At 74.8% G+C, this 23,944-nt stretch carries 23 protein-coding genes, 1 other RNA gene and 1 pseudogene; 10 read left to right on the plus strand and 15 right to left on the minus strand.

Annotated elements, in window-relative coordinates; translation table 11 throughout:
- Window positions 1–18: 18 nt before the first annotated feature.
- Together NH342_RS08600 and NH342_RS24150 are read right to left on the minus strand one after the other, a co-directional pair.
- Window positions 19–231 carry a Flp family type IVb pilin gene (locus tag NH342_RS08600; protein WP_253013731.1) on the minus strand — a complete coding sequence of 71 codons (213 nt, stop codon included), beginning with the start codon at window positions 229–231 and terminating at the stop codon, window positions 19–21.
- Window positions 232–373: 142 nt separating this feature from the next.
- A complete protein-coding gene (locus tag NH342_RS24150; RefSeq protein ID WP_253013733.1) occupies window positions 374–1,054 on the minus strand; it encodes an A24 family peptidase in 681 nt (226 codons plus the stop codon).
- Between the two features lie 157 nt (window positions 1,055–1,211).
- Between NH342_RS24150 and NH342_RS08610 the strand changes: the two genes are divergently transcribed.
- Together NH342_RS08610 and NH342_RS08615 are read left to right on the plus strand one after the other, a co-directional pair.
- Window positions 1,212–1,418, plus strand: a complete 207-nt coding sequence (locus tag NH342_RS08610; RefSeq protein WP_253013735.1) for a hypothetical protein — start codon at window positions 1,212–1,214, stop codon at window positions 1,416–1,418.
- A gap of 119 nt (window positions 1,419–1,537) precedes the next feature.
- Complete coding sequence (locus NH342_RS08615) at window positions 1,538–1,942, plus strand: VOC family protein (RefSeq protein WP_253013737.1); 405 nt, start codon at window positions 1,538–1,540, stop codon at window positions 1,940–1,942.
- Between the two features lie 92 nt (window positions 1,943–2,034).
- Here NH342_RS08615 and NH342_RS08620 read toward each other — a convergent pair whose 3' ends face one another.
- The 3 genes from NH342_RS08620 to rnpB form a co-directional block, all read right to left on the minus strand.
- Window positions 2,035–2,721, minus strand: coding sequence for an SDR family NAD(P)-dependent oxidoreductase (locus tag NH342_RS08620; protein WP_253013739.1), 687 nt, complete (start codon window positions 2,719–2,721; stop codon window positions 2,035–2,037).
- The gene (locus NH342_RS08625; protein ID WP_253013741.1) at window positions 2,718–2,948 is read right to left on the minus strand and encodes a hypothetical protein; all 231 of its coding nucleotides are present in this window, start codon (window positions 2,946–2,948) and stop codon (window positions 2,718–2,720) included. Before NH342_RS08625 ends, NH342_RS08620 begins: the two co-directional genes overlap by 4 nt.
- 28 nt (window positions 2,949–2,976) lie before the next feature.
- Window positions 2,977–3,380: RNase P RNA component class A (gene rnpB, locus NH342_RS08630), an RNA gene on the minus strand.
- A 37-nt stretch (window positions 3,381–3,417) separates the two neighbouring features.
- On the opposite strand from rnpB, the gene NH342_RS08635 reads away from it, so the two are divergent.
- Window positions 3,418–4,170 carry a copper homeostasis protein CutC gene (locus tag NH342_RS08635; protein ID WP_253013743.1) on the plus strand — a complete coding sequence of 251 codons (753 nt, stop codon included), beginning with the start codon at window positions 3,418–3,420 and terminating at the stop codon, window positions 4,168–4,170.
- Between the two features lie 12 nt (window positions 4,171–4,182).
- Here the strand turns inward: NH342_RS08635 and NH342_RS08640 are convergent, their stop codons facing one another.
- From NH342_RS08640 to NH342_RS08650, 3 genes are read right to left on the minus strand one after another with little or no spacing between them, the layout of a single operon-like run.
- A complete protein-coding gene (locus tag NH342_RS08640; RefSeq protein ID WP_253013745.1) occupies window positions 4,183–4,902 on the minus strand; it encodes a PIG-L deacetylase family protein in 720 nt (239 codons plus the stop codon).
- 22 nt (window positions 4,903–4,924) lie between these two features.
- The gene (locus NH342_RS08645; protein ID WP_253013747.1) at window positions 4,925–5,629 is read right to left on the minus strand and encodes an alpha/beta fold hydrolase; all 705 of its coding nucleotides are present in this window, start codon (window positions 5,627–5,629) and stop codon (window positions 4,925–4,927) included.
- Between the two features lie 16 nt (window positions 5,630–5,645).
- Entirely contained in the window at window positions 5,646–7,286 is a 1,641-nt protein-coding gene (locus NH342_RS08650) for an MFS transporter (RefSeq protein WP_253013749.1), read from the minus strand.
- Window positions 7,287–7,410: 124 nt separating this feature from the next.
- Here NH342_RS08650 and NH342_RS08655 point away from each other — a divergent pair, with 124 nt between their 5' ends.
- Both NH342_RS08655 and NH342_RS08660 read left to right on the plus strand, forming a co-directional pair.
- Window positions 7,411–8,166 carry a sulfite exporter TauE/SafE family protein gene (locus tag NH342_RS08655; RefSeq protein ID WP_253013751.1) on the plus strand — a complete coding sequence of 252 codons (756 nt, stop codon included), beginning with the start codon at window positions 7,411–7,413 and terminating at the stop codon, window positions 8,164–8,166.
- On the plus strand, window positions 8,163–9,413 hold the full coding sequence (locus NH342_RS08660) for an SLC13 family permease (protein WP_253013753.1): 1,251 nt from the start codon (window positions 8,163–8,165) through the stop codon (window positions 9,411–9,413). The genes NH342_RS08655 and NH342_RS08660 overlap by 4 nt, the downstream gene beginning before the upstream one ends.
- Before the next feature lie 3 nt (window positions 9,414–9,416).
- Here the strand turns inward: NH342_RS08660 and nadA are convergent, their stop codons facing one another.
- Window positions 9,417–10,445: a quinolinate synthase NadA gene (gene nadA, locus NH342_RS08665; RefSeq protein WP_256479794.1), complete on the minus strand. Its 1,029-nt coding sequence runs from the start codon at window positions 10,443–10,445 to the stop codon at window positions 9,417–9,419.
- 86 nt (window positions 10,446–10,531) lie between these two features.
- On the opposite strand from nadA, the gene NH342_RS08670 reads away from it, so the two are divergent.
- The 4 genes from NH342_RS08670 to NH342_RS08685 all read left to right on the plus strand — a co-directional run bounded on the left by NH342_RS08670 (window position 10,532) and on the right by NH342_RS08685 (window position 13,951).
- Window positions 10,532–11,401: an ABC transporter substrate-binding protein gene (locus NH342_RS08670; RefSeq protein WP_253013757.1), complete on the plus strand. Its 870-nt coding sequence runs from the start codon at window positions 10,532–10,534 to the stop codon at window positions 11,399–11,401.
- Between the two features lie 160 nt (window positions 11,402–11,561).
- Window positions 11,562–12,260 carry an amino acid ABC transporter permease gene (locus tag NH342_RS08675; RefSeq protein ID WP_253013759.1) on the plus strand — a complete coding sequence of 233 codons (699 nt, stop codon included), beginning with the start codon at window positions 11,562–11,564 and terminating at the stop codon, window positions 12,258–12,260.
- A complete protein-coding gene (locus NH342_RS08680) occupies window positions 12,257–13,003 on the plus strand; it encodes an amino acid ABC transporter ATP-binding protein (protein WP_253013761.1) in 747 nt (248 codons plus the stop codon). Before NH342_RS08675 ends, NH342_RS08680 begins: the two co-directional genes overlap by 4 nt.
- A gap of 198 nt (window positions 13,004–13,201) precedes the next feature.
- Complete coding sequence (locus NH342_RS08685) at window positions 13,202–13,951, plus strand: hypothetical protein (protein ID WP_253013763.1); 750 nt, start codon at window positions 13,202–13,204, stop codon at window positions 13,949–13,951.
- A gap of 172 nt (window positions 13,952–14,123) precedes the next feature.
- On the opposite strand, the gene NH342_RS08690 is transcribed toward NH342_RS08685, so the two are convergent.
- The 6 genes from NH342_RS08690 to NH342_RS08715 form a co-directional block, all read right to left on the minus strand.
- A complete protein-coding gene (locus NH342_RS08690) occupies window positions 14,124–15,224 on the minus strand; it encodes a bifunctional RNase H/acid phosphatase (protein WP_253013765.1) in 1,101 nt (366 codons plus the stop codon).
- Window positions 15,221–15,961 (minus strand): zinc ribbon domain-containing protein, encoded by a 741-nt coding sequence (locus NH342_RS08695; protein ID WP_253013767.1) that lies wholly within the window; start codon window positions 15,959–15,961, stop codon window positions 15,221–15,223. Before NH342_RS08695 ends, NH342_RS08690 begins: the two co-directional genes overlap by 4 nt.
- Before the next feature lie 9 nt (window positions 15,962–15,970).
- A complete protein-coding gene (mctP, locus tag NH342_RS08700) occupies window positions 15,971–17,602 on the minus strand; it encodes a monocarboxylate uptake permease MctP (RefSeq protein WP_253013769.1) in 1,632 nt (543 codons plus the stop codon).
- Between the two features lie 3 nt (window positions 17,603–17,605).
- Entirely contained in the window at window positions 17,606–17,854 is a 249-nt protein-coding gene (locus NH342_RS08705; protein ID WP_253013771.1) for a DUF3311 domain-containing protein, read from the minus strand.
- A gap of 31 nt (window positions 17,855–17,885) precedes the next feature.
- Window positions 17,886–19,160 carry a Nif3-like dinuclear metal center hexameric protein gene (locus NH342_RS08710; protein WP_253013773.1) on the minus strand — a complete coding sequence of 425 codons (1,275 nt, stop codon included), beginning with the start codon at window positions 19,158–19,160 and terminating at the stop codon, window positions 17,886–17,888.
- A 177-nt stretch (window positions 19,161–19,337) separates the two neighbouring features.
- Entirely contained in the window at window positions 19,338–23,114 is a 3,777-nt protein-coding gene (locus NH342_RS08715; RefSeq protein ID WP_253013775.1) for an ABC transporter ATP-binding protein, read from the minus strand.
- Between the two features lie 52 nt (window positions 23,115–23,166).
- Here NH342_RS08715 and NH342_RS08720 point away from each other — a divergent pair.
- A pseudogene (locus NH342_RS08720) lies at window positions 23,167–23,944 on the plus strand (FUSC family protein); the annotation flags it as partial.

A 23,944-nucleotide genomic window follows, 5' to 3' on the forward strand; every position in this document is an offset into this window, starting at 1 on the left:
CGGGGTCCACCGGCCGGGTCAGTTGACCCGGATGTTGCTGATGGCGGCGGTCAGCTTCGGGCCGAAGATGGCCAGACCGGCGACGACGGCCAGGGCGATGGTGCCGACGAGCAGCGCGTACTCCACGGCGCTGGCGCCGGTCTCGCGCGACTTCAGGTCGCGGGCGTGGGCTGCGACGCGGTCGCCGGCGGTGACGGACAGGGCGAACAGCGTCTGGAACAGGTGGGTCATGTCGTGCTCCTCCGGGTGGCCGTCACCCGGGTGGACCACGGCGGTCCTGGGTGCGGCTGCAGGGAGCACATCGGGTTGCGGGCAACCGGGGTGGAGCCGGGCCGTCGTCCTCTCCCCCCGAGGGGTGAACCGCGTTTCGAGCTCAGCCGAGGGCGAGGAGACCGGCGACCAGCGCGCCGGCCAGGAGCGCGGGCCCGAAGGGCAGCTGGGTGTCGGTGCTGACCCGGCGCGCAGCCAGCAGCGCCAGCGCGAGCACCGCCTGCGCGACGAAGCCGAGGAAGACCCCGAGGACCAGCGGGAGCACGCCCAGCCACCCCAGGTACAGGCCCAGGAGGGGGCCGAGCTTGACGTCGCCCAGGCCGAGGCCGTTCGGCGTGAGCAGGGCCAGCGCGTAGAGCACGACAGCCAGTCCCACCGCGGCGGCGGCGGCCTGCAGCAGAGCCACCCACTCGCCGGTGACGGCCGCGGTCGCGGTCAGCAGGACCACCGCACCGGCGGTGGCGGGCAGTAGCGCCCGGTTGGGCAGCAGCTTGTGTTGCAGGTCGACCACGCTCAGCAGCACCGCCCAGCCGGCCAGCCACAACCACGCGGGCAGCAACGGCTCGGGCCCGACCCGGACGGCGACCACGGCGAACAGCGCGGCGGTGGCCACCTCCACCCACGGCGGCGGGACCGCGGTGCGGCGGGTCAGCAGCGCGCCGGGCAGCAGGTCGGCGGCATCCGGCCGGGCGGCGACGACGCGCTGCGCGGCCACGTTGAGCGCGTGCCCGAGCGGCAGCCCCACGAGGAACCCGCCCGCACCCAGCCAGACCTGCGCGTCCACGGCGGCAGGATCGCACGCGGCACGCCCCTCACCAGGGAGGTCGCGCGCCCACCGGCGGGGTGTGCCGAGCACCCGGCGCCGGTTTCGTCACATGTGACGGCGGATCGGTCGTGCGGCATGCTGTCGCGCGCAGGAGAGGCCTGCCTACGGTCAGGACATGCCTCTCCCTTCCCCGGTCGACGGCACCCAGGCCGCCCGTGTCCGCCAGCTCCACCTGATCGCCGCGGCCCGCGTGTCCGCCGCCCACGCCACCTCGGCGCAGCAGGTGGCCGACATCGTCCGCGTGACCGTGGACGACGAGGTCGACACCACCACGTTCGCCGCCATCGTCACCGACTGCTGCGCGGGTCTCCGCCGCCGCTGACCGCCGGACGGGGTGGCCCGACGTCCCCGACGGTCTGCGCTGCGGGCAACGGCCGACCACCGTGCGGGTCGTCGGGCCACCCCTGGTCAAGCCCCGGCCACCGGGCCACGATCGGCACCGTGACGACACCTGCTCCCCAGGTCTGGCCCACCCTGCGCGCCGTCGACGCCCTTGCGCTCATCCGGTTCCTGGTGGACGCCTTCGGGTTCCGCGAGGTCGCGGTGTTCACCGACGGCGACGTCGTCCTGCACGCCCAGCTGGCCGGTCCCACCGGCGGCGGGGTGATGCTGGGCTCGGCCCGCCCCTCCGACGGCGACCGCTGGCCGCTGCGGCCGGGCACCTTCGGCGCCTACGTGGTCTGCGACGACCCGGACGCGCTCTGGGCGCGCGCACTGGCGGCCGGGGCCACCGGCCTGGACGAGCCGGCGGAGTCCGGGCACGGCCGGGAGTGCCGGTTCCAGGACCCGGAGGGCAACCACTGGTCCTTCGGCACCTACCGCGGCGAGCCGGTGCCCACCGACTGACGACGGGTGGGAGGTGATCCCGGACGGTGGGAGGTCATCGCACCGGCCTCCGACCGTCGGAGATCACCTCCCACCCCGCCCCGGCACGACGTTCACCAGGGGACGACGGCGTCCTCGTGGTCGCGGAACTGCAGCCCCGGCTCGCCGCGGTGCGCCTCGAGGGTGCGCACCAGCCCGGCGACGCTCTGCTCGACGGTGAGCGGGGCACCGGCCCCGCCGAGCTCGGTCCGCACCCACCCCGGGTGCAGGCACAGCAGGGTGCGGTCCGGCCGCGCCCGTGTGGCGTAGCTGCGCATCAGCTGGTTGAGCGCGGACTTGCTCGCCCGGTACACCTCGTGGCCACCGCGGGTGTTCAGCCCGATGCTGCCCTGCCGGGAGGACATCACCGCGACGGTGCCGCCCGGCGCGACCAGGTCGTCCAGCAGCTCGATCGCCTGCAGCGGAGCCCAGGCGTTGGTGACCAGCACGCGGGCGAACTCCGCGGCGTCGACGGCACCGACCGGCTCGTCCGCGCCGGTGACACCCGCGTTGACCAGCAGCAGGTCCCAGGTCCGGTCGGCCAGCCGGTCGCGCAGGGCCGCCAGCTCCTGGGGCACGGTGGTGTCCACCCGGTCCAGGGCGACCCGGTCGTCGGCGTCGGCGAGGTCGTGCAGCGGCGTCCGCTCCTCGCCGCGCACGGTCCCGGTCACCTGCCAGCCGTGCGCGGCCAGCTCGCGGACCAGGCCGAGCCCCAGAGCGCGCGAGGCACCGAGGACCAGCGCGCGCGGCCCGTCGCTCACCGGGCCCGCTCGGCGCACACCGGGCAGACGTCGTCGGCGGCGGGGTCGAACGGGTCCCCGGCGACCGCGCGCACCTCGTGGTTGCACAGCGACGTGGCGAGCTCCAGGTCCGCGGACCCGGTGGGGACGGCGTGCACGGGGCCGGTCAGCTGCTCACCGGTGAGGTCGCCGTCGGGGCCGGGGACGACGACGGGGGTGGTCTCCCGGCCGGTGCCGTAGGTCTGCATGCGCCCACGGTGCCCCAGGTGCGGGCGACGGACGAGTCGGCCTGTACGCCGGGTTCTGTCCCCGGGTGCCTCGCGGCCTCCCGATGGGCGGTCATCCATCTAGGCCTGTCGTTGCCGGCAGGCTCGAGCGGTCTACCCGGAGACTCGGGCGGGCAGCCCTCGAACGCCTCCGCGGGTCGGCAGCGAGCTGCCTCCCCTTCCTGACCTTGCTCCGGGTGGGGTTTACCGAGCCGCACCGGTCACCCGGCGCGCTGGTGGTCTCTTGCACCACCGTTTCACCCTTACCAGCGGCGGACCGCTGGCGGTCTGTTCTCTGTGGCACTGTCCCGCGGGTCACCCCGGGTCGCTGTTGGCGACCACCCTGCCCTGTGGAGCCCGGACGTTCCTCGGCGACGGGGTCTCCCCCGCCGACGCGACCGCCCAGCCGACTCGTCCGTCGTGCCGGGGAGCCTACCGGGAGGATCTCCCCATGCCCGCCGCACCCAGCCCCCGCCGAGCCGCCGTCGAGATCAGCGTGGAGGACGTGGAGGGTGCACTCGCCGCGTCGGCCGCCGGCGCCGACCGGGTCGAGCTCTGCGCCGCCCCCGCCGAGGGCGGGGTGACCCCCAGCGCAGGCACGCTCGCGGCACTGGCGAACCGTGCTCCCGCGCTGGCGGTGACGGTGCTGGTGCGCCCGCGCGGCGGGGACTTCGTGCACTCACCCGTCGAGCTCGACGTGGTCTGCGCCGACGTCGCCGCGGCCCGGCGGATCGTGCCCGTCGCCGGGGTGGCCGTCGGGCCGCTGAGCCCACGGGGCCGGGTCGACCGCCCCGCCCTGGACGCCGTGGTGCGCGCGGCCGGGTCGGCGCCGGTGACCTTCCACCGGGCCTTCGACACCCTGGCCGACCAGCCCGCGGCCCTGGAGGAGCTGGTCGGGGCCGGGGTCACCCGCGTGCTCACCTCGGCCGGCGCGGCGACCGCCCGGGAGGGGACGGCGGCGCTGCGCGCGCTGGTCGAGCAGGCCGCCGGCCGCATCGAGGTGGTGGCGGCCGGCGGCGTCCGGGCCGACCACGTCGCCGAGCTGGTCGCGGCCACCGGGGTGCCCGCCGTCCACCTGCGTGCCGCGCGGACCGTGCGCTCCCTCGGCCACCGCAGCACCACCGCGGTGTCCTACGACGACGGAACCCGGACCATCACCTCGACCGAGCAGGTCGCCGCCGTCGTCGCCGCGCTGCAGGTCTGACCCTGACCCTCGTCAGCCCCAGAACAGCCGGAAGCCGACCCGCCGGCCACCGTCCTCGGTGAGCGTGGCCTGGTCGATCTGGTTCCTCGCCTGCTCCTCGACCGGCGTGCCGGGGTCGAGGACCTCCAGGTAGCGGCGGTGCTCGGTGAGCGAGGCGACGGCGGCCTCGACGCCGTCGGCGACGTCGACGGCGTGCGGCGGCTCGCCGATCGTCTGGACGGCGACGTACTGCGTCCCCGACCAGGGCTCGCCGGGGAGGTCGGGGAAGATCCACTCGTTGCCGGCGTCGGCCACCGCGTCGAGCACCGAGCGGGACAGCGCGCGGTGGTCGGCGGAGTTCCAGGCCGCCGGGGTGGTGTCGGGCGTCGTCCAGGTGTCCCCGCCGTGCAGGGTGACCACCAGCTCCGGCCGGTGCCGCCGGATCGCCGCGGCCAGGTCCGCGCGCAGCGCGGGGCCCTCGACGAGCGTGCCGTCGCGGTGGTCGAGGAACTCCACCTCCGAGACGCCGACGACGGCCGCCGAGCGCCGCTCCTCCTGCTCGCGCAGCGGCCCGGCCTCGGCGGGTGGCACCCCGGCGATCCCGGCCTCGCCGCGGGTGGCGAGCAGGTAGTGCACCTCCTTGCCCGCGGCGGTCAACACCGCCACGGCGGCGGCGACGCCGTACTCGATGTCGTCGGGGTGCGCGGCGACCACGAGCGCGCGGGACCAGTCGGTGGGGAACGGGGCCGGCATGGGGCCGAGTCTGGCCCGGGGCTCAGCCCGCCGCGACGCGGAGCAGCTGCTCGGCCAGTGCTGCGGGGTCGCTGACCATTGGGTCGTGGCCGGTGGCCATCGGCACGACGTCCCAGCCGGGCTGCGCGCGCACCCGGGCGCGGGAGGGGTCGATGCTGGCCAGCGGCGGGGTGGTGCAGTCCAGGTAGGTGCGCCGCCGGGCGGCCCACCGGTCGCCGGCGAAGTCCAGCGGGTCGTCGTACACCCCGCCGGGGTGCGCGGTCTGCCGGCGGTCGACCCAGGCCGCGTCGGTGCCGGTGAGGCCGAAGGCGGACGCCGGGGGCGGCGGCAGCGACCCGGTCGTGGCGACCAGCTCACGGCGGGATGCCCGCACCTCGGGTGGGCTCAGGGAGGACCAGGCCTCCCCCGGCGCGAGGACGACGGCGTCGACGTACACGAGCGGGCCGACCGCGTCGCCGAGCAGGTCGGCCGCGCCGGTGACCGGGATGCCCCCGTAGCTGTGGCCCACCAGGACGGCGTCCCGGCACTCCTCGGCCCGGACGACGGCGACGACGTCCTCCACGTGCGTGCGCAGCCGCACCTGCGGGCCCAGCAGGTGCGCCTTCTCCCCCACCCCGGTCAACGAGACGGTCACCGCCCGCACCCCGCCCGCGGCCAGCAGCGGCAGCACGCGCCGCCAGCACCAGGCACCGTGCCAGGCTCCGTGGACCAGGACGACGTCGCGCACGACCCCATCCTGCCGGTCAGCGGACCGGTTCGGCATCCTCGGTGCGCAGGTGGCCCGGGGTGTGCGGCGCCTCGTGCCGGCCGGCGTCGTGCTCGCCGTCCGCCTCGTGCCGGCCCCGTCCCTCGCCGCTCCCGTCCCGCTGCTCGCCGTCGGCCCCGGCCCGCTCGCCGTCCTGCCCGTCCTGCTGCGGCACCGGACCGCGCACGAGGAGGACCACCAGCAACGCACCGAGCAGACCGGCCGCGCCGGCGACCAGCAGCACGTCGCGCAGGCCGTCCGCGTAGGCGGTGGACAGCAGCTGGGCCAGGTCGGCCCGCTGCCCGCCGGGCGCGGAGGCGAGGACCTGCTGGGCCTGCCCGGCGCTGAGGGCCGACTCGGTGGCCGCGGGGTCGGGGGCACCCGCGTCGGTCAGCGCGCGGGTGGTGCCCGCGGCGAAGACCGAACCGAGGACGGCGACCCCGACGGCGAACCCGAGCTGGCGGAAGGTGTTCACCGCACCGGAGGCCATGCCGCTGCGGTCCCGCGGCACCGAGGCCAGCGCCGCGGAGGTGACCACCGGGTTGCAGATCCCGACCCCGAGGCCGAGCACCGCCAGGCCCGGCACCAGGATGCCCCAGCTGGCGCCGCCGTCGACCCGGGCCATGAGGAGCCCGCCGGCACCGACCAGCGCGAGGCCGACGCCGAGGACCACCCGCGGCGAGCGGTCGGTGAGGGTCTTCCCGACCACCGCCGCGGTGACGAAGCTGACCAGGGAGAGCGGGATGAACACCAGCCCCGCCTGCAGCGGCGCGAGGCCGAGGATGGACTGCAGCCACAGCGACAGGTAGATGCTGCTGGCGAACGCGGCCAGGTTGAGCACCAGCGAGCCGATCATGATGCCGCTGAACCGGCTGGTGCGGAACAGCCGCAGGTCCAGCATGGGCGCCTCGCGGCGCAGCTCGATCAGCACCCACCCGACCAGGACGACGACGCCGGCCGCGATCGGCGCCCACGAGCCCACCTGGGCCCAGCCGTTGGCCGCCGCCTCCACCAGGCCGTACACGACGCCTCCGGCCCCGAGGGTGAAGGTGGCGATGCCCGGGACGTCGGGGTGCGGGGCGCCCTGCTGCCGGGACTCCTCGACGACCTTCAGGGTCAGCAGGACGGCGAACACGCTGATCGGCAGGTTCACCAGGAAGATCCACCGCCACGACACCCCGGTCAGCGCGCCGCCGAGGATGGGTCCGGCGGCGGCCGCCGCACCGACCACCGCGCCCCAGATGCCGAAGGCGGTCCCGCGGTCGCGACCGCGGTAGATCGCGTTGAGCAGCGCGATGGTGGTGCTGAACATCGCCGCCGCACCGATGCCCTGCACGGCCCGGGCGGTGATGAGCAGGCCGGCGTTCGGGGCCAGACCGCACGCCAGGGACGCCAGGGCGAACAGCGTCAGCCCGCCGAGGTAGAGCCGCCGGCGACCGTAGAGGTCGGCCAGCGACCCGGCGCCCAGCACCAGCGCGGCCAGCGCCAGGGCGTAGATGTCGACCACCCACTGCAGCTCGCCGAACGACGTCCCCAGCGACGTCGCGATGTCGGGCAGGGCGACGTTCACGATCGTGACGTCGATCAGCAGCATGAACGTGCCGGCACAGACCGCGACCAGCGGCCACCACTTGCGCATGGCGCCTCCCATGCCCGACCGGTGCGCCGCTCAACCACGTCGCCGCCGGTCGACCTGCGGAAGGGACGCTGGTCACGCCGCGCCGACCCGTAGGTCACGGGCAGGGACCGTAGTCTCCCGGCTCGTGTCCGTCGTCGACCTGCTCGTCGCAGCCGGGGTCGCCCTCCTCGCCGGGGGCATCAACTCCATCGCCGGGGGCGGGTCGCTGATCCTGTTCCCCACCCTCGTGGCCCTCGGCCTGCCGCCGGTGGCCGCCAACGTCACCAACTCGGTCGCGCAGTGGCCGGGCTACCTCGGGGGCGTGATCGGCTTCCGCGACCACTACCGGGGCCAGCGCAACCGGCTGGTCGGGCTGTCGGTGGTGGCCGTGGTCGGCGGGACGGCCGGCAGCATCCTGCTGCTCACCACCCCCAGCTCGGCCTTCGACACCATCGTGCCGGTGCTGGTGCTGCTGGCCAGCCTGCTGATCGGCCTGCAGCCCCTGCTGACCAAGCGGCTGAAGGCCAACGAGACCGACGGCGAACGCCGCGACCCGCTGTGGCTGTACGTGGTGGTCCTGCTGGCCTGCGTCTACGGGGGCTACTTCGGCGGGGCGCTGGGTGTCATCCTCACCGCCGTGCTCGCCCTGGGCCTGGGCCGGCTGAAGCTGGCCAACGCGATCAAGAGCCTGCTCGCCCTGGTCACCGCCAGCACCACCGTCGTGGTGTTCGGCATCTTCGGCCCGGTCGACTGGCTGCTGGTCGCGGTCTGCGCACCCGCCTCGCTGCTGGGCGGCTTCCTCGGCGCCCGGGTCGCCAGCCGCATCCCGAGCACCCCGCTGCGGGTCTTCATCGTGGTCTTCGGCGTCGCCGTCGCGGTCTACCTGTTCCTGCGCGCGTGAGCGTCGACGCCCTCGCCCTGGTCCTCGCGGGGGCGCTGCTGCTGGGCGCGCTGGCCGCGGCGGTCGTCGATGCCCCGAGGCTGCCGGGCGCCGCGGTCGCCGTCCCCGGCGGGCTGCTGGTCGCCGCCCTGGGCTTCGTGACCTGGTCGCGGGCGTGGGACACCGTGCGCGAGGTGGCACCCACGGTCGGGTTCCTGGTGGTCATCCTGCTGCTGAGCGACCTCGCCGACCGGGAGGGCCTGTTCGGCTGGTCGGCCGCGGTCACCGCCCGCCGAGCCGGCCGCTCGCCGCAGGGACTGCTGGTCCGCGTCGTCGCGCTGTCCGCCGTCGTGACCGCGGTGCTGTCGCTGGACGCCACCGTCGTCCTGCTGACCCCCGTCGTGCTGGCCACCGCGGCCCGGATGCGGGTGCCGGCCCGGCCGCACGCCTACGCCGCGGGGCACCTGTCGAACTCGGCGTCGCTGCTCATGCCGGTGTCGAACCTGACCAACCTGCTGGCCTTCGCCGCGACGGGCCTGACCTTCCTGCACTTCACCGCGCTGATGGCCGGCCCCTGGGTGGTGGCGGTGGCCGTGGAGTACCTGGTGCTGCGCCGGCTGTTCCGCGCCGACCTGCGGGTCCAGGTCGCCGAGCCGGTGCGCACCGTCCCGCCGACACCGGTGCTCGCCCTCGTCGTCGTCGGGCTGACCGTCGTCGGGTTCGGCGTCGCCTCGCTCACCGGCATCGCACCCGTCTGGCCCGCGCTGGTCGGCGTCCTCGTGCTCGCCGGCAAGCAACTGGCGCGCCGGACCACCCGCCCGGTGCAGCTGCTGCGCGCGGCCAACCTGCCGTTCGCGCTGTTCGTGTTCGGCCTGGCGGTGGTGGTGCTCGCGCTGCAGCTCAACGGCCTGGAGCGGTTGCTCACCGCCGTCCTGCCCGCCGGGGACGACCTGCTGGCCCTGCTCGGCGTTGCTGCGCTGGCCGCCGTGGTGGCCAACCTGCTCAACAACCTGCCCGCCACGCTGGCCCTGCTCCCGGCCGCCGCGGTGGGCGGCACCCCGACGCTGCTGGCCGTGCTCGTCGGCGTGAACGTGGGCCCCAACCTCACCTACGTCGGGTCGCTCGCCAACCTGCTGTGGCGCCGGGTGTTCGCCGCCACCGGCGAGCCGTCGCCGAGCGCGGCCCGGTTCAGCCTGGTCGGCCTGGCCACCGTGCCGCCGACCCTGGTGCTGGCCACCGTCGCGCTGTGGGCGGCGCTGCAGGTCTGAGCGTCACTCCCCGCCGCGGCCGGGCTCCCCGATCGCGATCATGGCCTCGACGGCCCTGCGGGCCCGGGCGGCCACGTCCTCGGGCACCTCGATCGCGCCCTGGCCGGTCTGCAGGGTCCGCAGCAGCTTCTCCGGCGTGATCATCTTCATGTACCGGCAGGCTGCTCGGTCGTTCATCGGGATGAACTGCGTCCCGGAGTTCAGTGCCCGCAGCTGGTGCAGGATGCCGACCTCGGTGGCCACCAGCACCTGGCCCGCGCGGGTCGCCGCGGCGGCCTCGGCCATGCCGCCGGTGGAGAGCACCCGGGTGCGCTCGGCGGGCAGGTCGCCGTTGCTGACCAGGTCGAGCACGGAGGTGGTGCAGCCGCACTCGGGGTGCACCAGGATCTCCGCGTCGGGGTGCGCGGCGATCTGCGACCGGACGTCGGAGGGCGAGATGCCGGCGTGCACGTGGCACTCCCCCGCCCAGACCCGGATGTTCTCCCGGCCGGTGACCCGCTTGACGTGCGCGCCCAGGAACTGGTCCGGGCAGAACAGGATCTCCCGGTCCACCGGGATGGAGCGGACGACGTCGGCGGCATTGGAGGAGGTGCAGCAGACGTCGGTCTCGGCCTTCACCGCGGCCGTGGTGTTGACGTAGCTGACGACGACGGCACCCGGGTGCTCGGCCTTCCACTCCCGCAGCTGCTCGGCGGTGATCGAGTCGGCCAGCGAGCAGCCGGCGTCGTGGTCGGGCAGCAGGACGGTCTTGTTCGGGGAGAGGATCTTCGCCGTCTCGGCCATGAAGTGGACCCCGCAGAAGACGATCTCGCGGGCGTCGGTCTGCGCGGCCACCCGGGACAGGTAGAGGGAGTCACCGGTGTGGTGGGCGACGTCCTGGATCTCGGGCACCTGGTAGTTGTGCGCCAGGACGACGGCGCCGCGCTCGTCGGCCAGCCGGCGGACCTCGGCGGCCCACTCCTCGTACTGGGCCGGGGTGAGGGTGCGCTCGTCGCCGGTCACGGCCGGGGCTGCTGCAGTCACGGTGACCATGATCCCCCGCGGTCGTGACCTGGGGGTGACCAGGCTGCCCTTACGATTCCCGGGTCCCCCGTTGGTAGAACCCTCAAGGACCCGCCGTGCGCCGTCGTCCCCTCGCCCTCACCGTGCTCGCCACCGCCGCCCTCGCGGTCTCGGCGTGCGCCCCGCAGGAGTCCTCGACCGGCTCGGCCGCGTCCGGGTCGGCCGGCGGCGGGTCCTGCACGCCCGAGGACCTGCCCACCGTCACCGCCGACACGCTGACCGTCGCCACCGACACCCCTGCCTACGAGCCCTGGTTCGTCGACGACGACCCCACCAGCGGCGAGGGGTACGAGTCCGCCGTGGCCTACGCGGTGGCCGAGCAGCTGGGCTACGACCGCGACCAGGTCGAGTGGACGTCGGTGCAGTTCAACGCCGCCATCACCCCGGGCGACAAGGACTTCGACTTCGACGTGAACCAGTTCACGATCAACGCCGAGCGTCAGCAGGCGGTGGACTTCTCCTCGCCGTACTACACCGCCACCCAGGCCGTGATCACCACGGCCGGCTCCCCCGCGGCGGAGGCCACCTCGTTGGCCGACCTGCGCGGGCTGCGCCTCGGCGCGCAGGTCGCCACCACCAGCCTCGACGTCCTCACCGACGTCATCGCACCCGACACCGACCCGCAGGTCTTCAACACCAACGACGACGCCAAGCTCGCCCTGCAGAACGGCCAGGTCGACGCCATCGTGGTCGACCTGCCGACCGCCTTCTACATCACCAGCGCGGAGCTGGACGACGGCGTCGTCGTGGGGCAGGTCGAGGACTCCGGCGACGCCGGCGACCAGTTCGGCCTGCTGCTGGCCAAGGACTCCCCGCTGACCGATTGCGTGAGCCAGGCCGTCGACGCGCTGGACGCCGACGGCACCCTGGCCGCGCTGCAGCAGCAGTGGCTCTCCGAGGCCGCCGACGCGCCCGTCCTGAAGTGAGCCCGACCTGAGCCTGCCCGCGCCGAGCGCGCTGGAGCTGGACCGGCGGGCCTTCCGCGCCCGCCGGTCGCAGCGCTCGACCCTCGTCGCACTGGTCTCGACGCTGGTCTTCGCCGTCGTCGCCTACCTCGTGGTCACCCGGTCGCCGGGCTGGCCCCGGGTGCAGGCCACGTTCTTCTCCCTCGACGTCGGGCGCGAGGCGTTCCTGCCGATCCTGCGTGGCCTGTGGGTCAACGTGCAGGTGCTGCTCATCGGCGGGGCGTGCGTCGTCGTCCTGGGCCTGGGGCTGGCGGTGCTGCGCACCCTGCGCGGGCCGGCCTTCGCCCCGCTGCGCTTCCTGGCGACCGCCTACGTCGACCTGTTCCGCGGCATGCCGCTGATCATCACGCTGTACCTGGTCGGGTTCGGTCTGCCGGCACTGCGCCTGCAGGGCATCCCGACCTCCCCGTTCGTGCTCGGCACGGCGGCGATCGTGCTCACCTACTCGGCGTACGTGGCCGAGGTGTTCCGGGCCGGGATCGAGTCCGTGCACCCCTCGCAGCGCGCCGCGGCCCGCTCGCTGGGGCTCACCCACCGGCAGATGATGCGGATCGTGGTCCTGCCGCAGGCGGTGCGGAACGTGACCCCGGCGTTGCTCAACGACTTCGTCGCGCTGCAGAAGGACGTCGGGCTGATCTCGGTGCTCGGCGCGATCGACGCCGTGCGCGCCGCGCAGATCATCGTCGGCCAGACCTTCAACTTCACCCCCTACGTCGTCGCCGGCCTGCTGTTCGTGCTGCTGGCCGTCCCGTCCGCGCGGATCGCCGACGCGGTCAGCGCCCGGGCCCGCCGGCGCCAGCAGAGCGGGAGCGTGCTGTGAGCGGCGTCCTCGAGGTCCGCGGCGTGGTCAAGGCGTTCGGGGAGAACGTGGTGCTGCGCGGGGTCGACCTCGCCGTCGACGAGCACCGCGTGGTCGCCCTCATCGGCGGCTCGGGGTCGGGCAAGTCGACCCTGCTGCGCTGCGCGTCGCTGCTGGAGGTCGTGGACGACGGCCAGGTGCTGCTGGACGGCGAGGACGTGACCGACCCGCGGGTGGACGCCGACGCCGTCCGCCGCCGGCTGGGTGTGGTGTTCCAGGCCTACAACCTGTTCCCCCACCTGTCGGTGCTGGAGAACGTGACCCTGGCACCGGTGCGGGTGCACGGCCGGTCGCGGTCCGAGGCGCGGGAGGAGGCGCTGGCGCTGCTGGAGCGGATCGGGCTGGCCGACAAGTCCGGCGAGTACCCCGACCGGCTCTCCGGCGGGCAGCAGCAGCGCGTGGCCATCGTCCGGGCCCTCGCCGTCCGGCCGCGGGTGCTGCTGCTGGACGAGATCACCTCCGCGCTGGACCCCGAGCTGGTCGGCGAGGTGCTGCGGCTGGTCCGGGAGGTGGCCGAGCAGGGGATGACGATCGTGATGGCCACCCACGAGATGGGCTTCGCCAAGCAGGTCGCCGACACCGTCTGCTTCCTGGACCAGGGCGTCGTCCTGGAGTCCGGGCCACCGGCCCAGGTGCTGGGCGACCCGGTGGAGCCCCGCACCAGGCAGTTCCTGAGCCGGATCATCGACGCCGGCCGGCTGTAGGGCACCCACCCCCAGCTGATCATCGCCGGGTGGCTGCCGCGCGCGGCGAGTCGGGCAGCCACCCGGCGATGATGAATAGCCAGTGCGGCCATGAGCACATCCGCCCGCGATGCACCGGCCACCGTCCACATCTCGTCGCGCCGTCCACAGATCCCCGCACGCCATCCTTTCGGGCCTCGGCGCACGCACCGTGCGCTCGTGGACCTGCCCCCGACCTACACCCTCGCGACGGCCCGCGACGCCGGGCTCACCCGGTCCCAGCTGCGCGGTGGTCGCCACGTGCCGATCAGCCACGACCTCGTCGTGCGGCTCGACGCCGCGATCGACGTCCGGGAGCGGCTGGCCGTGTCGGCCACCGCCTTGCCACCCGACGCTGCCTACAGCCACACGACGGCGGCGCACCTGCTGGGCGCACACGTCGACCTCCCGGCTCGGTCCCACGTCGTACTGACCCCGCGCCGGGTGCTGCCGCAGCGGGCAGACCTGGTGGTGCACACGCGTCGACTCGGTCCCCCGGACGTGGTCGACCTCGACGGGCTCCGGGTGACCTCCGCAGAGCAGACCTTCCTGGACCTGGCTGCCGTGCTGCCACCGGCCGAGCTGGTCGCGGTCGGCGACGCCCTGCTCCGCCCCGGTCACCTGACGGCCGCGGACCTGGCCGCGCGGCTCGACCGGGTGGAACGCGTGCGGGGCGTGGTGCGGGCCCGCGAGTGCGCACCGCTCCTGGTCGCGGGAGCGATGACGCGGCCGGAGAGCCTGATGCGCTACTGGCTGGTCGAGAGCCCCCTGCCCGACCCGAGGTGCAGGTGCCGGTCATGGACCGCTGGGGCGTCGTCGTGGCGCACAGCGACCTCGCCCACCGGCGCTGGCGGCTGCGGACGGAGTACGAGGGCCGCCAGCACGCCGAGCACGACCAGTTCGGCCGGGACGTGGACCGCTACTCGCTGATGGCCGCCGCCGGCGACCTCGTCCTGCGGTTCGCCGCCCGCCACCTCTCCGCAAGCACGGTGGTCACCCGGACCGAACAGGCGCTGCGGAGCCGGGGCCGGCGCCCGGACCCGCGTCGATCATCGGCCGATGGCCGGGTGACGCGCCGCGACCGCCAGCCACCCGGCGATGATCACCTGGGGTCGGGGCGCAGGTGCGAGGTGTCGTTGACCAGGCGTACGGAGCTCGAGCCGTCGGTGCTCCAGGACACCTCGCTGAGGCTGGCGGCCTCCAGGAAGACGCGGTGCACGACCTCGTCCCCCACGCCCAGGCCGGCGGCGAGCATCAGCTTGATCGGGGTCACGTGGGTGACCAGCAGGACGGTCCGCCCCGCGTGCCGCTCCAGGATGCGGGCCCGGGCGGCGGCGACGCGGGCAGAGACGTCGGCGATCGACTCGCCCCCGGGCGGTCGGACGTCGAGCGCAGTGCGCCAGCGGCGGAAGGCCAGCGGGTTGGCCGCCAGCGCCTCCGCGCCGGTCATGCCCTCCCACGCCCCGAAGTCCAGCTCGCGCAGGTCGCGGTCGACCTCGATCGGCATGTCCAGCACCTCGGCGACGGCACCGGCGGTCTGCCGGCAGCGCTTGAGCGGCGAGGACACGATTGCCTCGATGCCCCGCCCGGCCATCGCCTGCGCGGCGGCCTCGGCATCGACGCGCCCGAGGTCGGACAAGTCCAGGTCGCTGCTGCCGCTGAAGCGGCGTTCGGGGGTGTGCGCGGTGCGGCCGTGCCTCAGCAGCAGCGTGCGGGTGGTGACGACGGGCGCGGGCTCGGCCGGCGGGGCCGCCTCGACCTCGACCGGCGCGGGACCCGCGTCGCGGTGCACGGGCCTGCCGTCCATCGCGGAGTTGGCCAGGGCGTCGGCGGCGGAGTTCTGCGCCCGCGGGATCCAGGTGTAGCGCACCCGGCCCAGCTGCTGGGCGATGCCGCGGGCCTCGACCGCGAGCTTGCGCATGTCGGGGTGCTTGATCTGCCAGCGGCCCGACATCTGCTCGACCACCAGCTTGGAGTCCATCCGGACCTCGACCTCGGCGTCCGGGTCGATGCCCAACGCCGCCTGCAGGCCGGCGACCAGCCCGCCGTACTCGGCGACGTTGTTGGTCGCCCGGCCCACCGAGGCGGCCCGCTCGGCCAGCACGTCGCCGGTGTCGGCGTCCCGCACCAGCGCGCCGTAGCCGGCCGGGCCGGGGTTGCCCCGGGACCCGCCGTCGGCCTCCACGACCAGTCGGCGGCTCACAGTCCCGACTCGGCGGTGCGGACCAGGATGCGGTTGCAGTTCTCGCAGCGGATGACGGTGTGCGGGTCGGCGTTGCGCGCCGCAGCCAGCTCGGTGCCGTAGAGCTCGATCCGGCAGCCCTCGCAGCGGCGGGCGTGCAGGGCCGCGGCGCCGGTGCCACCGGTCTGCTTCGCGACCCGCTCGTACAGGGCGAGCAGCGGCTCGGGGACCGTCCCGGCGACCTCGGTCCGCGTGGCGCCGTGCGCCTGCTCGCCCGACGCGATCTCGGCGAGGGCGGCGTCGCGGGCCTGCTCGGCGGCGGTCTGGTCGGCGCGGGCGCTGTCCAGGCCGGACCGGGCGGTGGCGAGCACCTCGTCGGCGGCCTCGCGGCGCTCCATGAGCTCGAGCACCTGGTCCTCCAGGTCGCCCTGGCGGCGGGCCAGGGAGTCCAGCTCCTGCTGCAGGCTGGTCATCTCCTTGGGCGTCGCCGTCCCGGACGCCATCCGCTGCCGGTCGCGCTCGGCGCGCGCGCGGACGCCGTCGACGTCGGCCTCCAGCCGCTTCTGCTCGCGGTCGAGGTCGCGCACCTCGGTCTCGGCACGGACGACGTCCGCCGCCAGCGTCCGCTGCGCCTCCTCGGCGGCGCTGACGGCGGCGTTCTCGGGGAGGGTCCGCCGTCGGTGGGCGAGCTGCGCGAGCGCGACGTCCTCCGCGGCCAGGGCCAGCAGCTTCTGCTGGTCGAAGTGGTCTGCCTGCACCCCGCCAACCTACCTGCGCTGCGGGTCCTCCCCGGGGGCCGAGGCGAGCGGGTCCGGCAGGTCGCGCACGGAGGGGTCCTCCCGCTCGGCCGTGTAGTCGGTCGCCGCCGTCCCGTCGACGCCGTCGTCGACCTTCATCGCCCGCAGCACCAGGGTGACGACGACCGTCACCAGGAGGTTCGCCAGCAGCGCGAGGAACCCCGCGTAGACGGTCGTCGTGGTGTCGAACCCGAGCTTGGACAGCGAGAACGCCGACCCGCCGAAGTGCTCGCGGACCACGGTGCCGTCGGGCCCCAGCCGCGGGATCTCGTAGAGCGCCCACAGCGCGGAGAGCATCCCGGCGGCCCAGCCGGCCACCAGCGCACCCCGGTGCATCCAGCGCGTGTAGAGCCCGATCCCGACCGAGGGCAGCGTCTGCAGGATGATCGCGCCGCCGATGAGCTGCAGGTCGATCGAGAACTGCGGGTTGATGAAGATGATCGCGGCGACCGCCCCGATCTTGACCACCAGCGACGCCAGCTTGGCGACCTTGGCCTCGTTCTCCGGCGTCGCGTCCTTCTTCAGGTACTCCTTGTAGACGTTGCGGGTGAACAGGTTCGCGGCGGCGATGCTCATGATCGCGGCCGGCACCAGCGCGCCGATCCCGACGGCGGCGAAGGCGACACCGGCGAACCAGCTGGGGAACATCTGCTGGAACAGCGCCGGGACGATCGTGTTGCCGTCGCCGTCCACCGGGGTCGTGCCGGCGGCGATGGCCATGTACCCCAGCAGCGCGATGAACCCCAGCGCCAGGCTGTAGACCGGCAGCAGGCTCATGTTCTTCTGCAGCGTGCCCCGGCTCTTGGCGGCCAGCGCCCCGGTGATGGAGTGCGGGTAGAGGAACAGCGCCAGCGCCGAGCCCAGGGCGAGCGTGGCGTACTGCACCTGCCCGGTGCCCGGCAGCAGCAGCCCACCGCTGCCGGCCAGGTCGAACTTCTCCTCCGCGGCCCCGAAGACGACGTCCCAGCCGCCGAGCTTGGTCGGGATGACGATGACCGCGACGATGATCGTCAGGTAGATCAGGGTGTCCTTGACGAAGGCGATCAGCGCCGGCGCCCGCAGGCCCGAGCTGTAGGTGTAGACCGCCAGGATCAGGAACGCCACGATGATCGGCAGCTCGCCGGTGACGCCCATGGTCTTCAGCACCGCCTCGATGCCGACCAGCTGCAGGGCGATGTAGGGCATCGTCGCGACGATGCCGGTGATGGCCACCAGCAGCGCCATGGTGGGGCTGTCGAACCGCGAGCGGACGAAGTCGGCGGGGGTGACGAACCCGCGCACGTGGCTCACCGACCACAGCCGGATGACCACCAGGAAGATCAACGGGTACACCACGACGGTGTAGGGGACGGCGAAGAACCCGGCCGCCCCGGCCCCGAACACCAGCGCCGGCACGGCCACGAACGTGTAGGCGGTGTAGATGTCGCCGCCGATGAGGAACCAGGTGATCCAGGTGCCGAAGCTGCGCCCGCCCAGGCCCCACTCGTCCAGGTGCATGAGGCTCTCGGCCCGCCGCCAGCGCGCCGCCCCGAACCCCAGGGCGGTGACGACGACGAAGAACAGGATGAAGACCGCCAGCTCGACGGTGTTGATGCCGTCCACCGGTCAGCCCCTCTTCCGGCGCTGGTGCGCCCGGTACACCAGCGACGTGGTGACCACGCCGACGACGACGAAGGCCAGCTGCACCCAGTAGAAGAACGGCCAGCCGAACAGCTCGGGGTCGCGCCGGTTGTACAGCGGGACCAGCAGCGGCACCGCGATCGGCAGCAGCAGCAGCCAGTTCCACGGGCTGCGGTCGCTGCGCGCCGGGGCGACGTCGGCCGCCCGGCGTCCGGCAGGTGGTTGGTCGGTCATGGCAGGTCCCCCCGACCCACCTGTGCGCGGGTCAGCCCTGTGTCGACGTCGTCCGCTCGTCTGCCGGGCGGACGCCACGGGTGACACCCGGGTCGGGGACGTCGTCCGTGCGCTGGGGCACGTGCAGCGTCCAGGGGTCGGTGCGCCGCCGGGAGACGGCGACGTCGACCCGCCCGCCCAGGTCACGGTGCAGCACGTCCGCGGCCACGGGCAGCCAGGGCCACTCGCTGGCGAAGTGTGCCACCTCACAGATCGCCGGGCCCGGCGACCCCATCGCGTCGAGGGCGGGGTGGTGCTTGACGTCGCTGGTGAGCAGGACGTCGGCGCCGGCGGACGCCGCGGTGCCGTACAGCGAGCTGCCGCTGCCACCGCACACGGCGACGGTGCGGATCACCCGCTCGGGGTCACCGGCCACCCGGATGCCCGCAGCGGTCGCCGGCAGCACGGCCGCGGCCCGTTCGGCGAACTCGCGGAGGGTGATCGGGTGGGCCAGCTCGCCCAGCCGCCCGAGGCCGGCCCGGCTCGGCGTGGAGGAGTTCTCGAAGACCGCGTACCCCGGGTCCTCGTAGGGGTGCCACTCGTGCAGCGCCCGCAGCACGTCGGCCTGCGCGGCTCGCGGCACGACCATCTCGAGCCGGGTCTCCGGGACCCGCTCCAGCCGGCCGTTGGCGCCGATGGCCGGGTTGGCCTCGTCGCCGGGGATGAAGGTGCCGGTGCCGACGGTCTGCCACGCGCAGCGGGTGTAGTCGCCGATCACGCCGGCGCCGGCGGCGCTGAGGGCGTCGACCAGCCGGTCGCTGTCCTCGACGGGGGTGAACACGACCAGCGTGTCGGTCTGCGGGGCGCCGACGGACTCCAGCGGGACGGTGTTGCCGACGCCGAGGGCTGCGGCCAGCGCGTCGTTGACGCCGTGGTCGGCGGCCCGGTCGGCGTTGGTGTGCGCGACGAACAGACCGATCCCGGCCCGGATCAGCCGGTGGACGACCCGGCCCTTGGGGTCGTCGGCGGGCACGCCGTGCACGGGCGTGAGCAGCAGCGGGTGGTGGGTGACCACCAGGTCGACGCCGGCCTCGATCGCCTCGTCGACGACGGCGTCGGTGGGGTCGACGGCGAACAGCACCGAGCGCACCGCCTCGGCCGGGTCGCCGCACACCAGGCCCACGGCGTCCCAGTCCTCGGCCAGCGCGGGGTCGTAGCGGGCCTCCAGGGCGGCGACGACCTCGGCCAGCGGGGCACCGGCGCGCGGCAGGGACCGGACCGTCGCCAACGGGTCCGGGTAACCGCCTTCGTCCACCGGTAGTGCCACGCTCTCGGACTTTAGGTGCCGCGCCTGTGGTCTGCCCGTCAGGCGGCCCACAGGTGTCGCCCAGCTCGGCGGCGGCACGGGCGCTCTGGTGCTCATCATCCTTTGTTCGCACGCCGGGAGCTGGGTGGACGGGTCCCCGGCACGGCACCAGGTGTGGCGCAACTCATGCGTGTGCGATCAGTCGACCAGGGCGTCGGCGGCGTAGGACCGCCAGAGCACCGCGTAGGGCCCCTCGGCCCGGCGCAGCTCCTCGTGCGGTCCGACCTGGACCACGCGGCCGTGGTCGAGCACGACCACCCGGTCGGCGCGGGCAGCCGTGGTCAGCCGGTGGGCCACCACCACCGTCGTGCGGCGCCCCGCCACGGCGTCGGCCGCGCGGTTCACCGCCGCCTCCGAGGCGAGGTCGAGGGATGCGGTGGCCTCGTCCAGCAACAGCACGTCGGGGTCGACCAGCTCGGCACGGGCCAGGGCGAGCAGCTGCCGCTGGCCCGCCGACAGCGACCTGCCCCGCTCCCCCACGCGCGTGCGGTAGCCATGGGGCAGCCCGGCGACCACCTCGTGCGCCCCCACCGCCCGGGCGGCCGCCTCGACCTCGGCGTCGGTGGCCCCCGGCCGGCCGTAGGCGATCGCGTCGCGCACCGTGCCGTCGAACAGGTGCGCCTCCTGCGGCACGACGCCGAGCCGGGCGCGGTAGCCCGCGAGGTCCAGCGTGCGCAGGTCGCGGCCGTCGACCAGCACGGCACCGCCGGTCGGGTCGTAGAACCGGGCGATCAGCTTCACCACCGTCGACTTGCCGGCACCGGTCTCGCCGACCAGGGCCACCGTCTCCCCGGGGGCGATCCGCAGCGTGACGTCGCGCAGGGCCGGCGTCGAGGCGCCCTGGTAGGCGAAGGTGACCCCGTCGAGCAGGACCTCGCCGCGCAGCCGCCCGACCGGCGCCGGGTCGGCCGCGGGCGGGGTCGAGGTGGGCGTCTGCAGCAGGTCCCGCAGCCGGCGCAGGCCGACCGCGGCCTGCTGGTAGCTGTCGAACACCTGGGACAGCGACTGCACCGGGGAGAAGAACGTGCCGACGTAGAGCAGGAAGGCCACCAGCACACCTGCGGTGATCGTGCGGTCGGACAACCGCTGCGCGCCCACGACCAGCACCGCGGCCACCGCCAGCTCGGAGAGGAACTCCACGAACGGGAAGTAGGTGGCGATGTAGCGCTGCGCCCGCAGCCGGGTGTCGCGGTAGGCCCGGGCGCGGTCGGCGAACACCTGCAGCGAGCGCTGCGTGCGCACGGCGGCCTGGGTGACCCGCACCCCGGCGACGTCCTCCTGCAGCCGCGCGTTGACCGCGCTGACGCGCTCGCGGGCCTCGGTGTAGGCCGGCACGGAGCGGCGGCGGAACCACCACGTGGCCACCGCGAGGACGGGCAGGAAGGCCACCAGCACCAGGGCCAGCTCGACGTCGAGCAGCAGCAGCGCGACCAGCACGCCGACGAGGGTCAGCAGGCTGACCACCGCGGTGGTCAGGCCGGTCTGAAGGAACGCCGAGAGCGCGTCGACGTCGGTGGTCATCCGGGTCATGATCCGGCCACCGAGCTCGCGCTCGTAGTAGTCCAGGCCCAGCCGCTGCAGCTGGGCGAAGGTCTTCACCCGCAGCGTGTAGAGCAGCCGTTCACCGGTTCTCCCGGTCAACCGGGTGGCCCCGATGGTGACCAGCCAGTCGACCACGACCACGGCGAGGGCCAGCGCGCTGATCGCCACGAGGGCGGCGAGGGAGTCGGCGGACACGCCCCGGTCGATGCCGCTGCGCACCAGTGCGGGCACCGCGATCTGCGCGGCGGCGTCGGCGGCGGTGAGCACCAGGGCCGCGGCCAGCACCCACCGGAAGGGCCGCAGCAGGCCGGCCAGGGTGAAGCCGGGGTCGGCGGCCCGGGCGCGCTCCGGGGGCACCCGGGGGTCGTCGTCGAGCGGGGGCAGTGCCGCCACCAGCTCGCGCAGCTCCGGGGTGGCCGCCATGTTCGCCATCGCCGAGCCGCGCCCCCCGATCGAGCTCGCCGCGCCCCGCAGGGTCCGGTCGCCGCCGGGCCCCGCCTGCTGCGGCTCCGGCCACGCGGCGGGGTCGCTCCCGCCCTCCGCCCGGGGCAGTGCCCGTCCTCCCCGGTGGCCGTTGCTCCCCGAGGACGACGTCGGACCACGGTCGTCGACCACCGCACCGGGACCGGCGTCCTCGTCGCCGGAGACCAGCAGCCGGTAGAGCGCGCTGCGCTCGGCGAGCTCGTCGACGGTGCCGACGTCGACCACCCGGCCGGCGTCCAGCACCGCCACCCGGTCGGCCAGCGCGAGCGTGGAGGCCCGGTGCGCGACGACCAGGGTGGTCCGCCCGGGCGGGCCGGTCTCCTGCAGCGCCTGCTGGATGCGGGCCTCCACGGTCGCGTCGACGGCGGAGGTGGCGTCGTCCAGGACCAGCACCCGGGGCTCGGTCAGCAGGGCCCGGGCCAGCGCCACCCGCTGCCGCTGCCCGCCGGACAGGGTCAGCCCCTGCTCGCCGACGACGGTGTCGTAGCCGTCGGGCAGCTCCTCGATGAAACCGTCGGCCTGCGCGACTTCGGCCGCGGCCCGGACCTCGGCGTCGGTGGCGTCGGGGCGGCCGAAGGCGATGTTGGCCCGCACGGAGTCCGAGAACAGGAAGCTGTCCTCCGGGACCACCCCGAGGGCACCGCGCAGCCCGTCCAGGTCGAGCTCGCGGACGTCGACCCCGCCGACCCGCACCCGCCCGGCGTCCACGTCGTAGAAGCGCGGCAGCAAGCCCACGACGGCCGACTTGCCCGACCCGGCCGTGCCGACCAGCGCCAGCGTCTCCCCGGGCCGGACCTCCAGGGACACCCCCGACAGGGCCGGGGTGCCCCCGGCGGCGAAGGAGAAGGTGACGTCGTCCAGCTCCAGGGACAGCGGGCCAGCGGGCACCGGCCTGGACCCCGACCGCAGCCCGGGCTCGGTGTCGACGATCTCCAGCACGCGCTCGACGCCGGCCCGGGCCTGCTGGCCGATGGTGAGCACCGCGGCGAGCTGGCGGACCGGGGAGACCAGCGCGGCCAGGTAGGTGGCGAAGGCCAGGAAGGTGCCCAGCGAGATGCTGCCGCGCAGGGCCAGCCACCCGCCGAGCGCGAGCACCCCGACCTGCCCGAGCGCCGGCACGGCCTGCAGCGCCGGGTTGTAGCGCGCGGTGAAGGCCACCACGCGCATCCGCGCGCCGAACAGCGTCCGCGCGCCGGCGTCGAGCCGGTCGAGCTCGCGGCCCTCCTGGCCGAACCCCTTGACCACCCGCACCCCGGTGACCGCGGCCTCGACGTCGCCGGCTACCGCCCCGGCCTGCTGCTGGGCGGCCCAGTTGGCCGGGAACAGATCCCGCCGGGAACGCAGCGCCAGCCACCACAGCGCCGGGCCGACGGCCAGGGCGACCAGCGTGAGCAGGGGCGACAGCCAGGCCATCACCACGATCGAGACCACGAACAGCAGGGCGTTGCCGGCCAGGTTGGGCAGGAAGGCCAGCAGGCCCTGCACCAGCGTGACGTCGGAGATCGAACGGCTGACCACCTGGCCGGTCTGGGTGCGGTCCTGGCCCGGGCCGTCGAGCCGGGCGAGCGCGACGGCGACGTCGTTGCGCAGGTCGTACTGCACGTCCAGGCTCAGCCGCCCGGCCAGGTAGCGGCGGGTGAACCCGGCGGCGAACCGGACGGTCCCGGCGACCACCAGCAGCCAGACGTAGGGCGTCACCGACTGCGTGCCGCCGGCCACCACGTCGTCGACGACCGCGCGCACCACCAGCGGCACCCCGCCGGCGATGACCGACCCGACCAGCGCGGCCGCGAAGGCCCCGACCAGGTCGCCCCGGTGGCGCAGGCAGTAGCCGACCAGCCGGCGCAGCCAGCCTCCCCGGTCCGGCGCGGTGGGCGATGGTTGCGGCACGCCGCCCAGTCTGCGCCGGGGGTCCGACAAGCGCGGGTGGGAAGCTTCCGCCGTGGCGGACAGGGGGCTGCGGGCACCGGCGTGGCTCGACGAGCTGGTCCGCACCGAGCGCCCCCCGGTGCCCTGGCGCGACGTCGTCCGGTTCGCGCTGTCCATCACGGGCCCGCTGGCCGTCGTCGCGCTGCTCGGCCGGCTCGCCGACCCCGCCGCGCTGGGCGCGGGGGTCTTCGCCACCACCGGCGCGCTGGCGGCCACGATGGCGCCGCAGGGCGGGCCGCTGCGCACCCGGATGCGCCGGGTGGCGGCCGCCGCCGGGTTCGGCACGCTGGGCCTGCTGGCCGGCGAGGCGGCCACCGGCGAGGGCTGGCGGCCGGTGCTCGTCATCGGCGTCCTGTCGGCGGTCGCCGCGCTGATCAGCTCGATCGACGCCGCACTGTCGCTGGGCGCGCTGCAGCTGCTGGTCTACGCGGCGCTGTCCTCGGGCCTGCAGACCCCGCTGCCGCTGCGCGTCGAGGTCGGCTGGTTCGTCGCCGGTGGGCTGTGGGCGACGGCGCTGGTGCTGGTGCAGGCCCGGACCGAGGCCGCCGACCCCGACCGCACGGCCGTCGGTGCGGTGTTCACCGCGATCGGCGACCTGCTCGCCGCCGTGGGCACGCCCCGCACCGACGACGCCCGCCGCGCCCTCACCGGGGCGCTGAACACCGGCTACGACCGGGTCATCCACAGCCGCAGCACGTCCGCGGGCCGCAGCCGGGAGCTGGCCGAGCTCGCCGGCATCCTCAACGCCGCCGCACCCCTCGTCGAGGGCGCCGTCGCCACCGCGCGGACCG

This window comes from Klenkia sp. PcliD-1-E, assembly GCF_024124375.1.
In the GTDB taxonomy this organism is placed as follows: Bacteria; Actinomycetota; Actinomycetes; order Mycobacteriales; family Geodermatophilaceae; genus Klenkia.